The 13056-nt window shown below is 43.7% G+C and carries 15 protein-coding genes; 6 read left to right on the plus strand and 9 right to left on the minus strand.

Features of this window, described 5'->3' with window-relative positions:
- Positions 1-45: 45 nt before the first annotated feature.
- The gene (locus MKX46_RS14695; RefSeq protein WP_069012284.1) at positions 46-783 is read right to left on the minus strand and encodes a response regulator; all 738 of its coding nucleotides are present in this window, start codon (positions 781-783) and stop codon (positions 46-48) included.
- Positions 764-2428 (minus strand): ATP-binding protein, encoded by a 1665-nt coding sequence (locus MKX46_RS14700; protein ID WP_341071403.1) that lies wholly within the window; start codon positions 2426-2428, stop codon positions 764-766. Before MKX46_RS14700 ends, MKX46_RS14695 begins: the two co-directional genes overlap by 20 nt.
- Positions 2429-2642: 214 nt before the next feature.
- Here MKX46_RS14700 and MKX46_RS14705 point away from each other — a divergent pair, with 214 nt between their 5' ends.
- Positions 2643-2825, plus strand: coding sequence for a hypothetical protein (locus MKX46_RS14705; RefSeq protein WP_013312637.1), 183 nt, complete (start codon positions 2643-2645; stop codon positions 2823-2825).
- A gap of 98 nt (positions 2826-2923) precedes the next feature.
- Here MKX46_RS14705 and MKX46_RS14710 read toward each other — a convergent pair whose 3' ends face one another.
- The 3 genes from MKX46_RS14710 to rlmN all read right to left on the minus strand — a co-directional run bounded on the left by MKX46_RS14710 (position 2924) and on the right by rlmN (position 5775).
- Positions 2924-3856, minus strand: coding sequence for a dihydroorotate dehydrogenase (locus MKX46_RS14710; protein ID WP_025719854.1), 933 nt, complete (start codon positions 3854-3856; stop codon positions 2924-2926).
- Positions 3837-4538, minus strand: a complete 702-nt coding sequence (locus MKX46_RS14715) for a dihydroorotate dehydrogenase electron transfer subunit (protein WP_029518821.1) — start codon at positions 4536-4538, stop codon at positions 3837-3839. The genes MKX46_RS14710 and MKX46_RS14715 overlap by 20 nt, the downstream gene beginning before the upstream one ends.
- Before the next feature lie 139 nt (positions 4539-4677).
- Complete coding sequence (gene rlmN / locus MKX46_RS14720; protein WP_341071404.1) at positions 4678-5775, minus strand: 23S rRNA (adenine(2503)-C(2))-methyltransferase RlmN; 1098 nt, start codon at positions 5773-5775, stop codon at positions 4678-4680.
- 249 nt (positions 5776-6024) lie between these two features.
- On the opposite strand from rlmN, the gene MKX46_RS14725 reads away from it, so the two are divergent.
- Positions 6025-6894: an AraC family transcriptional regulator gene (locus tag MKX46_RS14725; protein ID WP_341071405.1), complete on the plus strand. Its 870-nt coding sequence runs from the start codon at positions 6025-6027 to the stop codon at positions 6892-6894.
- A gap of 91 nt (positions 6895-6985) precedes the next feature.
- Here the strand turns inward: MKX46_RS14725 and MKX46_RS14730 are convergent, their stop codons facing one another.
- A complete protein-coding gene (locus MKX46_RS14730) occupies positions 6986-7891 on the minus strand; it encodes a LysR family transcriptional regulator (RefSeq protein ID WP_341071406.1) in 906 nt (301 codons plus the stop codon).
- Between the two features lie 157 nt (positions 7892-8048).
- Between MKX46_RS14730 and MKX46_RS14735 the strand changes: the two genes are divergently transcribed.
- Positions 8049-8789 carry an SDR family NAD(P)-dependent oxidoreductase gene (locus tag MKX46_RS14735; RefSeq protein WP_029518825.1) on the plus strand — a complete coding sequence of 247 codons (741 nt, stop codon included), beginning with the start codon at positions 8049-8051 and terminating at the stop codon, positions 8787-8789.
- An 88-nt stretch (positions 8790-8877) separates the two neighbouring features.
- On the opposite strand, the gene MKX46_RS14740 is transcribed toward MKX46_RS14735, so the two are convergent.
- Together MKX46_RS14740 and MKX46_RS14745 are read right to left on the minus strand one after the other, a co-directional pair.
- Complete coding sequence (locus tag MKX46_RS14740; RefSeq protein WP_340887124.1) at positions 8878-9366, minus strand: hypothetical protein; 489 nt, start codon at positions 9364-9366, stop codon at positions 8878-8880.
- Between the two features lie 163 nt (positions 9367-9529).
- Complete coding sequence (locus tag MKX46_RS14745; protein ID WP_340886866.1) at positions 9530-9880, minus strand: winged helix-turn-helix transcriptional regulator; 351 nt, start codon at positions 9878-9880, stop codon at positions 9530-9532.
- A 161-nt stretch (positions 9881-10041) separates the two neighbouring features.
- Between MKX46_RS14745 and MKX46_RS14750 the strand changes: the two genes are divergently transcribed.
- Both MKX46_RS14750 and MKX46_RS14755 read left to right on the plus strand, forming a co-directional pair.
- On the plus strand, positions 10042-10593 hold the full coding sequence (locus tag MKX46_RS14750; RefSeq protein ID WP_341071408.1) for an NAD(P)H-dependent oxidoreductase: 552 nt from the start codon (positions 10042-10044) through the stop codon (positions 10591-10593).
- A 32-nt stretch (positions 10594-10625) separates the two neighbouring features.
- Positions 10626-11336: an SDR family oxidoreductase gene (locus MKX46_RS14755; RefSeq protein ID WP_069012288.1), complete on the plus strand. Its 711-nt coding sequence runs from the start codon at positions 10626-10628 to the stop codon at positions 11334-11336.
- A 115-nt stretch (positions 11337-11451) separates the two neighbouring features.
- On the opposite strand, the gene MKX46_RS14760 is transcribed toward MKX46_RS14755, so the two are convergent.
- Positions 11452-12180 (minus strand): YheC/YheD family protein, encoded by a 729-nt coding sequence (locus MKX46_RS14760; protein ID WP_029518831.1) that lies wholly within the window; start codon positions 12178-12180, stop codon positions 11452-11454.
- A gap of 278 nt (positions 12181-12458) precedes the next feature.
- Here MKX46_RS14760 and MKX46_RS14765 point away from each other — a divergent pair, with 278 nt between their 5' ends.
- Positions 12459-13004: a glutathione peroxidase gene (locus MKX46_RS14765; RefSeq protein ID WP_069012289.1), complete on the plus strand. Its 546-nt coding sequence runs from the start codon at positions 12459-12461 to the stop codon at positions 13002-13004.
- The last annotated feature ends 52 nt before the right edge of the window (positions 13005-13056 follow it).

The following is a 13056-nucleotide window of genomic DNA, read 5'->3' on the forward strand; positions in this document are numbered from 1 at the left end:
AGCTCGGCACCTTTGTTGAACAAAAAAAGAACCGCTATTTCCAGATTACAATGGAAATGGCGGTTCTTTTATATCAGGATTCAACTGATAGAGCATTAGCGGTCTGCCAACCTTGTGGTATTCTATCGATTCAACGAGAAAGCCATCGTCCACCAGGAACTGAATATATTTTTTGACCGTGATACGGGACAAGTCCACTTCTCTAGCTAACGTTTCAACTGAGAAGGGTCCGTCCAGCTCTTGAATACTCTTCAGTATTGTGGTCATGGTCAGTTTGGACAAATTTTTAGACAGGTTTTTCGATACATTATGCGGTGGATGTTCAACAGGTTTTTTATTTTCCACACCCGTGTGCTCTTCTTTATTAAAATAATGGTCAATAACAGCTTGATTAATTCCGTTCCCTTCCTCCATCACCGTGGCCAGACGCTGGATTTTCTCAACAGCCAGTCTAAAGCGTTCGAATGTAAAGGGTTTAATTAAATAGTCTGCAACACCATAAAAAACAGCTTCCTTCACCGTCTGAATATCTTTTGCAGCCGTAATTAAAATAACTGAAGCATGATATTGATGCTCCTGCATATGAGATAATAAAGTTAATCCGCTTTTTCCAGGTAAATAAACGTCCAGTAATACCAGATCCGGTGACCATTTTTGAAGACAGTCCTGTGCTTTCTTGACGGTATCTGCCTTACATACAACATCCAAATTGTCCATGCGCTCGATAAACTGTTGATTGAGCTCAGCAACCATCGGATCATCCTCAACGATTAGAACTTTCATTATTTGTCACCTCCAATGTACAGGGCAACTCTACATATATACTTGTTCCCAGACCCGGTTGGCTATCAAGCTCAATGATTCCTTGATGATTTTCCACCATGGTTTTAACCAGATTCAAGCCGTAGCCTCTGTCTTCTCCTTTGGTTGAAAAACCATGCTCGAATATTCTTTTTTGCATCTCAAAATCAATCCCCAACCCATTATCTTTCACTTCCAAAATGAATACATTTCCCTCACACTCATAGTTCAATTTCAGCTCAATTTTGCCGGGTTCTTTTTTTTGTAAGATGGAATCTATGGCGTTGTCAAAAAAATTGCCCAGGATGTGTATGACATCATGAACGATATCCTGCATCTCCACATTAGAGACATCCCAGCTTTCTGCAAGAAGAACCGAAATATTCTGTTCGCGTGCTTCGTTGATTTTACCCATAATAAAACCTGCTAATGCTGGTACTTTAATTCTCTCCGTCAAAAAGCCTACCTCATCTTGATACCGGTGATTTAACTGATGAATATATTGACTGACCTCCGCATATTTCCTCATTTCAATCAGCCCGGATATTACGTGCATTTTGTTCATAAATTCATGGGTCTGTCCGCGAAGGGAGTTAATATAATATTTTGTACCACTTAACTGGTTGCTGAGATGGATCATCTCGGATTGGTCGCGCAGCGTTGCAACTGCCCCAAAAAACTCATTTTCAATATATATAGGGGTTACTGTCGCAATGACCTCTATACCATTCACATAAAATGAGCGATCCTTGATTTTCCTTTTATCATCGAACACTCTCTTGAAAAGCACGTTATAAAAGTTGGTATCTAGCTGCTCGCCAATCGGGGCCTTCATTTCTTGGTTTGCCAGTTGATACTTGGCCTGAGCTTCTTTGTTCATAAGCATAATTTTCTTGTCAGCCGAAATGGCTATAATTCCTTCAGCGACCTCATTTTCAATAATTTCTTTTTCGCGCAATCGTGTTGCTATCTCTTGCGGCTCAAGCCCAAATAAAATGGTTTTGATTTTCTGAGCCAGAATGATCGCGCCCAGAACTCCACTAAAGAGCCCCAGCATCAGCCCCCCCAAAATGGTATACTGCGCCTGCATCAAATCATGATTTAGGGTTCTCATGGTCAGCCCTACACATACAATGCCAATGACCTCATGCTGTTGATTAAATATCGGCGTAAAATATCGGTAACCTTTGCCCAAAATACCTATATTCTCAGAAAAATGTCCCTGACCCGATAGCGCTCTTCTGGCATCATTCAAATCAGAGAACGGTTTGCCAACCATCGTTGCATTTGGATGAGATAGCCGAATTAAATCGTGGTTCAGAATGACAACAAAATCCACATTAACGTTATGCATGACTCCAAGCGAGTAGTCTTGAATCTGCTTCACAGGAATTCCCTGCTCGACATTACGAATAACATCGTTGTCACTGGCAACCATCTTGGCAACACCCGAAAGTTTTTCCTTCGTATTATCAAAATGCTTGTTAATCACAAAATTACGAATGAGAAGCAAGGATATAATTAAGGAAATAATGATAACTAAAACAACCAAAATAATAATCATGAATTGTAGCGAAACTTTGAATTGTCGTCTCGGTTTCGACTTACCTTTTGACCGCAACCCCATCACCCAATTTCTATATCAAGCTCTCCATTGGGAAGAAGAGCCTATCTATTCCCCTATAACCCCTTTTTATTCGACATTGTTTGACAATTTCCTTTTTATTTTGCAAGCTTTACGCGCCTCATGATCCTTTACCTGAAATAAAACTTTATGCTGAATAAGGAAAGATCAAATCTCCATAATAAGGACGTATACCTAACGAAAGGGAGGATCACGGATGATTGACAATCTCGAAAGCAATTACAACTGCGCTAATGCAGGACAAGACCTTCATCAGCTCAAGCAGGAACTCGCTGCGCTTCAGGAACAAGGTGCAAACGACCAGGCGTCCGAGGAAGCCATTCATCGGCTGGAAAATCAAATTTCGTTCATCTTGAACAAGTGCGATATTAACCACTAATGGCGTTTGCTGTTTGGTCAAATAAAAAACAAAACCGGCTTGTCTTTTAAAGACAAGCCGGTTTTATATGAATTAGTGTATGCAAAATGGTTCCAAATTCACAAAATTCCCCGTATCTCATCCAATGACTGCACCTTTTCCCGCTGCATCCATTGTTCAAGGCCATGTACCAGCTCGGCCCCTGCATGTAAATGGACAAAATTGTACGTTCCTACCTGAATGGCAGCGGCACCTGCCATGGTGAATTCAATAATATCTTCCACTGAGCTAATCCCGCCCATCCCGATCACCGGAATCGACACCGCCTGTGCCACCTGGTGAACCATACGCAAAGCAATCGGCTTAATTGCCGGGCCGGAAAGACCCGCATACGTATTGGCAAAAACACTACGACGCCGACGTATATCAATTTTCATCGCAGAAAATGTATTGATCAACGAAACTCCGTCTGCGCCTTCTTCCTCGCACATAACCGCCATCTGCGTGATATTCTCTGCGTTGGGAGACAGCTTGACAACCAACGGAAGTGCCGTCACATTGCGCACCTGACGCACAACCTCCCGCGCTACCTCCGTCTGGATACCAAATTGCATTCCACCCTGCTTCACGTTGGGACATGAAATGTTCAATTCCAGCATATCAACGCCTCTGCGGTTCATCGTGCGACGCTTTTGTGCATTTTCCGTAATCATCGCTACGGCCTGAACATATTCCTCCAGATTGGAACCGCCCACGTTGGCAATAACAGCCGTGTTCCAGTGAGTCATGTCATCCAGTTCATCCTTCAAAAAGGCGGCAACACCCGGATTCTCCAGCCCCACACTATTGAGCATGCCGGATGCTGTCTCATGTATTCGTGATCCCGTATTACCAGCCTTCGGATGCAGGGTTAGTCCCTTGCCGACGATGCCGCCCAATAATTCAGGAGAATAAAATTCCGCATACTCCCGTCCGAATCCAAACGTACCGGAAGCCATGATGATCGGGTTCTTGAACGGTACACCCGCAATATTACACGCCATGGAGATCATCGAACTCCACCTCCTCCACCGGGAATACAGGCCCTTCTTTACATACCCTCCGATTGCCTCCACGGGTACGCATCGTACAGCCCAAACATGCGCCAATACCACAGGCCATGTGTCTTTCAGTTGAAATATATAAGCGGGACGACGTATCCACCGTTTTTATAGCGAGTGCTTGTAACATCGGAGTTGGCCCGCAGGAAAACATATTTGCATAGAGCGTCGGATCGATCTGTTCGACGATACTTCCCCCTACCTTGACCTGTACAGATGCCGCCACAGCTTCGAACGCTTCAACCCCGAAGGCTTGCTGTGCAAACCCTAGATAAACATGCGCATGCGGGTAATACTTTGCAGCCAACAGCAACGGAGCTGTACCCATGCCACCGCCGATTAAAGCCAAACTGCCCTCTACCTGCGGAAAACCGTTTCCGAAAGGTCCTTCTAACTGAATTTCCTGACCAGGCTGTAATTGGGAAAACAAATTTGTCCCCTCTCCAACAACCCGATACAAAAAGGAAATACTCTCTTCCCCGATATCATAAATGCTGATGGGTCTGGGCAGCAGTGGGTAACCTGTCCCGCTGCGCAGCATGTAAAACTGCCCCATGTTCCCTTTAAACTTTCCCTCTATTTTCATCACATAAATGCCCGGAACGAGCGCCACATTCGAAATTACGTTAGCCATATAACCCCTCCACTAACCACTCACTATAACGTAAAAGCAGCAACTATTACGTGACTATTTTCACATTTCTGGGTAACGTTTCGCCCTACGGCTCGTGATATAAAAAAGCGTACTCCTGTTAGAGAGTACGCTTGTGTATTTAACTAATGGCTTCGCGCTCCGTATTGCGGCTACCCTTGGCATCCTTGCGGATTTGTTTGCTGCGTAGCTGTCCGCAGGCTGCGTCAATATCGACTCCATGCTCCAGCCGAACACTACAGCTAATACCTTGTTTCTTCAGCACATCATAGAAGCCCGTAATCGACTCCGACTCACTCCGCTGGTATTGGCTATGCTCATCCACTGGATTGTACGGAATGAGGTTGACATTGGCCAGATTACGACGATGGCCCACCAGCTCAGCCAGTTCGAGCGCATGCTCCTTACCGTCATTAACATCCTTCAGCAAGATGTACTCCAGCGTAATTCGACGATTTGTTTTGTCCAAATAATAATCAATCGCCTGCATGAGTTTCTCAATCGGAATCGCCCGGTTGATCTTCATAATGCGAGTACGAATCTCATTATTCGGGGCGTGGAGGGAGATCGCCAGATTGACATGCAGGTCTGAATCTGCAAATTCAATGATTTTATCAGCCAATCCGCTTGTGGAAACGGTAATATGCCGCGGCCCAATCGCTAGCCCTTTGTGATCCTTAATCACCCGAATGAAATCGGACAGGTTCACGAAGTTATCAAACGGTTCGCCAATTCCCATCACAACAACATGACTGACCTGGTCGCCCGGGCGTTCCTGATCCAGATACAGCTGGACCTTCATAATTTGCTCTACAATCTCACCACTGGATAGGTCGCGGCTCTTCTTCAACAATCCGCTCGCACAGAAGCTACATCCAATATTACATCCTACCTGTGTAGTCACACATACGGATAAGCCAAACTTATGCCGCATCAATACCGTCTCAATTAAATTACCATCTTGAAGCCGGAACAAGAACTTGACCGTCCCATCTGCCGACTGTTGCTTCACGTGTTCTTCAAGCGTTTCAATGGAAAAGTGCTCTGCCAACAGGCAAGTACAATCTTCATGAACATCTGCCATCGCTGCAAAATCAGTAACCCGCTTCCGATACAATGCGTCCCATACCTGCAATGCCCGGGATTTCTTATGCCCATGCTCGATGAGCCATGCTGTCAATTGATCTAGCGTTAATCCATAAATGGATTCTTTTTTCATGTTCGATCCTCTTTTCAAAACAATCAAATTCGTATTTCTATATATAAACCCTAGCCATCACGACTCGTCTCAACGATCATTGCATCATAGCATGTTTAAGCAATCTGCGCTATTTAAACGCCTCTTTCATTGTCCCAAATTTTAATTATGAACACAAGGGGGCAGGCACATTGTTTTTCCTGTTCAACAAGAGCACGCAAAGACAGGATTACAGATACTCCTAATGATATGATTACAACCAAGGAGGTGATGCGGTTGGAATGGTTGCTTCGGATCAAGAACGCACTGGATCTGATGGAAGAGAGAATGCAGCAGCCACTCGATATCGATGAAATTGCAAAGGCAGCCTATTCGTCTCCTTTTCATTTTCAGCGAATGTTTCATATGCTAACTGGCTTCACGGTAGCAGAATATGTGCGCAAACGTCGATTGACCTTGGCTGCTCAGGAATTGAGTCTTTCTTCCGCCAAGGTGCTGGATGTAGCGTTCAAATACGGATATGATTCCCCCGAATCTTTTTCTAAAGCGTTCCGAAAGATACACGGTATTTCTCCCACTGAGGCCAGAAGCCCTGGGGTGAACCTGAAAGCCTTTCCACGCATCACCTTCCATCTATCGTTGAAGGGAGATCAGGAAATGGATTACAAAATTGTAGAGAAAGCGGCCTTTACGGTCATTGGCAAGTCCATTCAAGTCACCACTAAGAACGGCGATAATCTTCGAGAAATCCCAAAATTCTGGAACGAACTGAATGCGGATGGTACATCAGATCGGATTCATGCCTCGGGAACAGGCGACGATATACTCGGTATTTGTTTGGATTTCAAGCATGGGGAAGAAAAATTCACGTACCTAATTGCCGCAGAAGGCAGCGAGGATGTAGCGACCGCAAATGGGCTGGAATCCAGAACCATTCCGGCTTCAACCTGGGCAGTGTTTACATCCATCGGCCCTATGCCTCACTCGATCCAAAAGGTATGGCAAAGAATTTTCCAAGAATGGTTCCCTGCCAGCAATTATGAGCATTCAGGCGGCCCGGAACTGGAAGTGTATACTATGGGAGATTCACATGCTGAAGACTACCGGTGCGAGGTATGGGTTCCGATTAATAAAAAGTAAACCAATGAACCGATTGCCCACAGCAGTCGGTTTTCTGCTGTACTGCCTTTACATCATAAGGTGACAGATAACACACTTCCCTGCATACTCGCTACTCTAGCTTAATGGTCGCATGCAATCCCCCAAGCTCCTGCTTCAACACAGAATATAGCCTTGAACCTGCCGGCTTTAGCGGATAGTCTGTTGCTTTGCAAGAAAGGCCGAAGGTCATATCAATCAGGCTGCCGCTTAATTCCCTCACCGTTGTTCCTGCCGGGACAGAACTGACCAGAATTTGTGGCACAAGTGCAATCCCTAAATCGCTTTCCACATAAAATTTCAGAGCCGTCATGCTGCCAATTTCCATCGTATTTAACGTGGTTATTCCATATTCCTTCATGACCATTTCAAGTTTGCGACGATAGGGACAGGTAGCCGACGTAATAAGCAACCGCTGCCCCTGTAAATCCTCCGGCCCAATGTTTTCTTTTTCCGCAAGCGAGTGATTTTCAGGCATTAAAACTACAAATTTCTCCCTAAATAAAGGCTCAAAATATAGCTCTGTGCCCAAATCTGGTGTGGAACACAGCGCTAAGTCAATATCCCCCTTGAGAATACGCTCGCTTAAGGTAGGGGTATTTCCAAACTCAACAGAAACCCGAATGTTCGGATAATGGGTTAAGAAACGCTTTAGAATTCCTGGTAGTCGATAACTGGCAGTCGGTTCGGTCACTCCTATACGAATGTCGCCTGCGGTCCCTCTTTGCAGATTGTCCATATTTTCCTGCAATTGCTCCATATCCTTTACAATATGTAGACTTTGCTCGTAAAACATCCTGCCCGCTTCAGTTAACTTTATTTTCTTGCCCCGTTCGATCAGTTGAATTCCCATATCGGACTCCAGCTTCTGTATTTGCATCGTCACGGTAGATTGTGCATAATTCAACTCTTCCGCTGCACGCATAAAACTTCCGTAATTCACAATCATTTGAAATGTTTTGAGTGTTTTAATGTCCATTATCAGACTCCTGTATAAACAATTGATTCAATTTTATTGAATTGTAAATTCATTTAATTCAATTATACAGAATACAATACCTCCTCTACAATGATACATATCAGATCTTATTATTTTTCAGACGCAAATGAACTGGATGGAGAAGGAGCGAATTTACATGGATTTACATCAAAAAGTAGCATTGGTTACAGGTGGAGGTACAGGAATTGGGAGAGCCGTGTGTATGGCCTTGGCAGATCGAAAAGCTACGGTAGTCGTAAACTATTCCCGCTCTAAAAACGATGCAGAGGAAACTGTACGTATGATCCTTGAAAAGGGCGGACGTGCTATCGCATTACAGGCAGATGTTTCCCGAGATCAGGAAGTTCGAACTATGGTTGACCAGATTGTCCAGCAATTCGGTACGATTAATATACTCGTGAATAACGCTAGCATTACACATCACATTCCGATGGATGATCTGGAGGCAGCCACGGAAGAGGTATGGGATGATCTATTTGATGTAAATGTAAAAGGCATGTTTTACTGTGCCAGAGCCGTAGCTCCTTTTATGAAGCGTAGTAAACAAGGAGCTATCGTCAATCTGGGAAGTATAGCAGGGCAAACAGGGCTAGGTTCTTCGCTTCCCTATGCGGTATCCAAAGCGGCCGTCCACGGGCTGACCAAATCTTTAGCACGGGCACTTGCGCCGGATATTCGCGTCAATTGCATCGTGCCGGGAGCTGTAGCGACAAGATGGTGGTCAGGCAGGGAAGAGCAAATGAAAACATTGGCTCCTCATTTACTCCTACAGCGCATTTCCACGCCCGAAGATATCGCCAGCATGATCTGCTCTGCTTTGGAACAGGAAGCCATGACAGGCCAGATTATTACGGTAGACAGCGGACAAACGCTGTAAAGATACTGGGAATTCTGAGTAAAAACAAGCCGCCTTCTCAGACAGAAGGCGGCTTTTGAGCTATCGTATACCGTCGTTAAACTACGTTTTAGCTTAAAGATACCGCAATTCGTGTACCTTTCACGAATTTAGCAAATAAGTACCGAACAAGCGGCCCTACAATTAAGAGCTGCAGAGGGAAAGCAAAAATAAAATTATTAAAAACTAAAGATAAGTAATTTTTAAATAATGAATCTCCCGAAAGACCATTAAAAAAGTAAGCTGTCCCCAATCCATAAAGTGACATACAGAGAACCATTCCAATGACCATACAGCATGAAAGGGACAGAATCACAAATACCTTTTTGGATTTATCGTATGGTAATGAGAAGGCTATTTTCTTTGCTAATGGACCGACAATAAATAGTTCCAATACGAAAGCAATGATAAAACATAAAATAAATTGAAAAACCATTACTTTTAGAGAGATTGTGCCAATCAAGTCATTTGTATATAGATTATAAAATGTCATGAATACGACCATCCCCAAGCACATCATGAAACCAAAGTAAAAATCTTCTTTCTTCGTCGTTGGCAATTCCATCATCCCTTCTGTGTACCTTGGTAATTATATAAATAGTCGAAACCTCCACATAAGTGAACTTTCTGTGAACTTTTTGGCAAACGTTTTCTTTTTTAGAATATAAGAAATAGGCATCGTTCAGCTCAACGATACCTTGGAATGTTGCAGTTCATATCCCTCAACGATCTGCTTTTAAATCTAAGCCAAATCTCTTCAGCTCAATAAAAACACCTTCAAGTCGCTTCCCTTTTTCCGTTAACGAATATTCAACACGCGGGGGAACCTCGGCATATACCTTTCTCTCTAACAGACCGTTATCTTCAAGCTCTTTCAGGCGTAGGGAAAGCGTTTTGGGACTAATCCCCTTCATGGACTTCTGAAGTTGGCTGAATCTCAGTGTTCCTTCGATAAGCAGGTCACGGATGATTAAAAAAGTCCATTTCGTTCCGATCAAATCAAGTGTTTGGGCAATAGGGCACGGCTTGCCGGGTATTCCTTTGGTCAATTCAATAGGTTCTTGGTCGTGCATAGGAACTCCCCCAAAAATTATCTGTTAAATCCAATGATATCACAATAGTTTCTTTAGGGAAACTATATGAATTAAATATCACTACTTCCCTAAATAAACCTACTACATATACAATATCGCTGTAGCAACTAACGTTTTCTCTAATACAAGGAGGTGAAGAGATGAAAAATATACTAATCATTAACGGTCATCAAAAATATGATTCGTCTGAAGGGAAATTGAACCAAACATTGATAGACAATATGGTGCGTCTCTTAAGTGAAGAGAACAAAATCAAAATAACGTCTGTTCAAGACGGCTTTACCCTCAGCGAAGAACAAGAAAAATTTTTATGGGCGGATGTAGTCATTTACCAAACCCCCATCTACTGGTTCAGCGTTCCTGGATTATTAAAGACTTATATGGATGAAGTCTATGCTTACGGTATATTCTTCACGGGTGCTCATGAATATGGGAGCGGAGGTTTATTAACCGACAAGAAATATATGTTCTCCACAACTTGGAATGCTCCGGAAAAAGCCTTTAATGATCCAACTCAATTTTTTAATGGGGCTAGTCTAGAAGCTGCACTCCGTCATTTGCATTCTGCGCATACATTTCTCGGTATGAAGCCCTTGAAAAGCTTTGCATGCTACGATGTTATTAAAAATCCAAATATACCCAAATTTATTGCTGATCTTGATACACATCTACAAGCCGTATTACATGATTAACAAATCCAGATGAATACTAGGAGGGAATCCATTTGCAAAACCAAAAGATTGTCATTATTGGTGGAAGCTCAGGTATTGGTTTAGAAACAGCTAAGCAAGTCATTTCGCTTGGAGCGGAAGTGGTAATCGCCAGCCGCTCGGAGGATAAATTGCACAAGGCCAAGGAAATGCTGGGCCCTCGTGCTGTAATACATGTGCTGGACACGTCAGATGAGCAGCAGGTAAAATCTTTCTTCGAAAAAGTCGGCCCCTATGATCATCTTATCGTTAGCGCGGCAGAAACATCAGGTGGGTCATTCCTTCAGTCGGAGACAGATCAAGCCCGCAAGCTATTCGAAAACAAATTTTGGGGACAGTATTATGCAGCTAAATACGGGGCTTCCCAACTCTCAGCCGAGGGTTCCATTACCTTATTTTCAGGAGTGGTGGCTTACAAGCCGATGATCGGCTCCTCTGCGCTCGGTGCTGTGAATGCAGCCGTTTCGAATCTTGGTCAAACCTTGGCGTTAGAGCTTGCTCCCATCCGCGTGAATGTCGTCTCACCCGGCATTATTGACACACCTTCCCGTAGCAAAATGCCTGAAAATACACGCAATCAATTCTATGATACGGTCGCGCATAAGCTCCCTGTGAAGCGAGTTGGACTTGCGGAGGATGTTGCACGAGGCGTACTTTATTTGATTCAAAATCAGTTTGTGACCGGAACAGTCCTTCATGTGGATGGCGGACACATTTTAACATAAAAGCTTCGTCCTAAATCTGTCAGTCATTTACCAAAAAAAACGGAGAACGCTCCCGCACCTTGGCTTGGGCGTTCTCCTCCTTTTCTTATCCATGAATGATTTCACAAACTTTATCCTAATGATGTATACGACGTTTGTTTCTCAAGATGTTGCGAATCATCTTGTGATTGGGGAGCTGCCTGAACAACATATGTCCGGGATGCGGATTGGCCTCGATAATCCAAATTTGGCCGCTCTTCTCAATAGCAAGATCGATGCCCAACTCGCGAACCGGATGATTTTTATCTATCGTGTCGGCAATGATTCTAGAAAGCTCGGTGACCTGGTCCAGAATCTCTTTCATTTTTGTTCTGTCATTTTTAAAGACCCTTAAAAGCACTTTGGACAACGGCGCCGCATGTCCTCCCTTCCGATAGTTGGTAACGACTTTTCGAGGTGCAGCGACACGGCCGGTTATTCCTGAAATGACCCATTCCGATTCCGGCTTCTGCATATACACTCTGGCATCAAAAATCGAACCTTTGTACTTGGCTAACTTAAGTCCTTGCTGTACCAAATAGCGGCGATGAGGTCTTCGATAGGTTCTAACTGCTCTTCTTACGGCGTGAGATCTAACGATTCTGCGACTGGAGCCACAACGAACCTCATATTTCCTCCCCAGCTTTTTCGCACGTATGATGCCAGTCCCTCCACTCCCATAATTAGGCTTGATGAAGACTGTGCGATAGGTATCCAGCATCCGTAAAGTCCTTGCATTACTGATCCAGCGGGTTTCGGGCAAGTGAGAACGTAAAATGGGATGTTGTCGCATTTCCTTGTATTGAATCATCTTTCCAATGGGCACGAATATCCCTCGATTCTGTTGGGTTTTTGCACACACTACATGAATATGCATCTATATTCTATCTTGGTAACGGCGAATGCCACAGTTTGCTATGAAGAGGCAAATCTCCCACTTTCTCAAGTCGAGTCTTCTTTGGTTTCAAGAGAGAGATGGACAATGTGTCTTTACATGACAAGATTATTGCAAATACCTATAAGGTTGATTCCAATAATATATTAGACCAATAACAATTCTGGATATATGATGTATTAAAAAATAACGTGAGGAGGAACGTTAACATGTCTATTTATGATTTTCAAGCAACCTCAATTAATGGGGAACCGATTGAACTCTCAGACTATAGAGGTAAGATTCTCCTTATTGTAAACACTGCCAGCATGTGTAGGTTCTCCAGTCAATTCACTGATCTGCAAAAGCTCTACGAAAAACGGAGGGAACAAGGTTTTGAAATCCTTGCATTTCCTTGTAACCAATTCAATAAAAAAGAGCCGGGTAGCAATTCGGAGGTTCAGGGAATTTGCCAAATTAACCATGGAGTAACCTTCCCACTATTTGAGAAGACGGATGTAAGAGGCTTATCTCTTCATCCTTTATTTCAATATCTGACCCAACAGGCACCGTTTCAAGGCTTCGATATCCAGACCAAAGACGGTCAATGGATGGAGGATTTCCTGCGGGATAAGTATCCGGATATATACGCTGGCGACGGTATCAAGTGGAATTTTTCTAAATTCTTGGTCGATCGCGATGGCCATGTGCAAGGGAGATTTGAAGTAACAACGGAGCCCTGGGCCATTGATCCCGTCATCGAATCGTTATTGTAGTATTTCTGTTCACTTCTTTGGATTCTTTAAAAAAAGGGTATCAAATGACAAA

This window comes from Paenibacillus sp. FSL P4-0113 (assembly GCF_038009305.1).
GTDB classification, from domain to species: domain Bacteria; phylum Bacillota; class Bacilli; order Paenibacillales; family Paenibacillaceae; genus Paenibacillus; species Paenibacillus polymyxa_D.

Excerpts from the sequence above, each read along its gene's own strand:
- MKX46_RS14725 (WP_341071405.1), top strand. The coding sequence starts at position 6,025 with ATGCGGTTGGAATGGTTGCTTCGGATCAAGAACGCACTGGATCTGATG.
- MKX46_RS14700 (WP_341071403.1), bottom strand. The coding sequence starts at position 2,428 with ATGGGGTTGCGGTCAAAAGGTAAGTCGAAACCGAGACGACAATTCAAA.
- MKX46_RS14750 (WP_341071408.1), top strand. The coding sequence starts at position 10,042 with ATGAAAAATATACTAATCATTAACGGTCATCAAAAATATGATTCGTCT.
- MKX46_RS14735 (WP_029518825.1), top strand. The coding sequence starts at position 8,049 with ATGGATTTACATCAAAAAGTAGCATTGGTTACAGGTGGAGGTACAGGA.
- MKX46_RS14715 (WP_029518821.1), bottom strand. The coding sequence starts at position 4,538 with ATGGCTAACGTAATTTCGAATGTGGCGCTCGTTCCGGGCATTTATGTG.
- MKX46_RS14765 (WP_069012289.1), top strand. The coding sequence starts at position 12,459 with ATGTCTATTTATGATTTTCAAGCAACCTCAATTAATGGGGAACCGATT.
- MKX46_RS14695 (WP_069012284.1), bottom strand. The coding sequence starts at position 783 with ATGAAAGTTCTAATCGTTGAGGATGATCCGATGGTTGCTGAGCTCAAT.
- MKX46_RS14730 (WP_341071406.1), bottom strand. The coding sequence starts at position 7,891 with ATGGACATTAAAACACTCAAAACATTTCAAATGATTGTGAATTACGGA.
- rlmN (WP_341071404.1), bottom strand. The coding sequence starts at position 5,775 with ATGAAAAAAGAATCCATTTATGGATTAACGCTAGATCAATTGACAGCA.
- MKX46_RS14705 (WP_013312637.1), top strand. The coding sequence starts at position 2,643 with ATGATTGACAATCTCGAAAGCAATTACAACTGCGCTAATGCAGGACAA.
- MKX46_RS14710 (WP_025719854.1), bottom strand. The coding sequence starts at position 3,856 with ATGATCTCCATGGCGTGTAATATTGCGGGTGTACCGTTCAAGAACCCG.
- MKX46_RS14745 (WP_340886866.1), bottom strand. The coding sequence starts at position 9,880 with ATGCACGACCAAGAACCTATTGAATTGACCAAAGGAATACCCGGCAAG.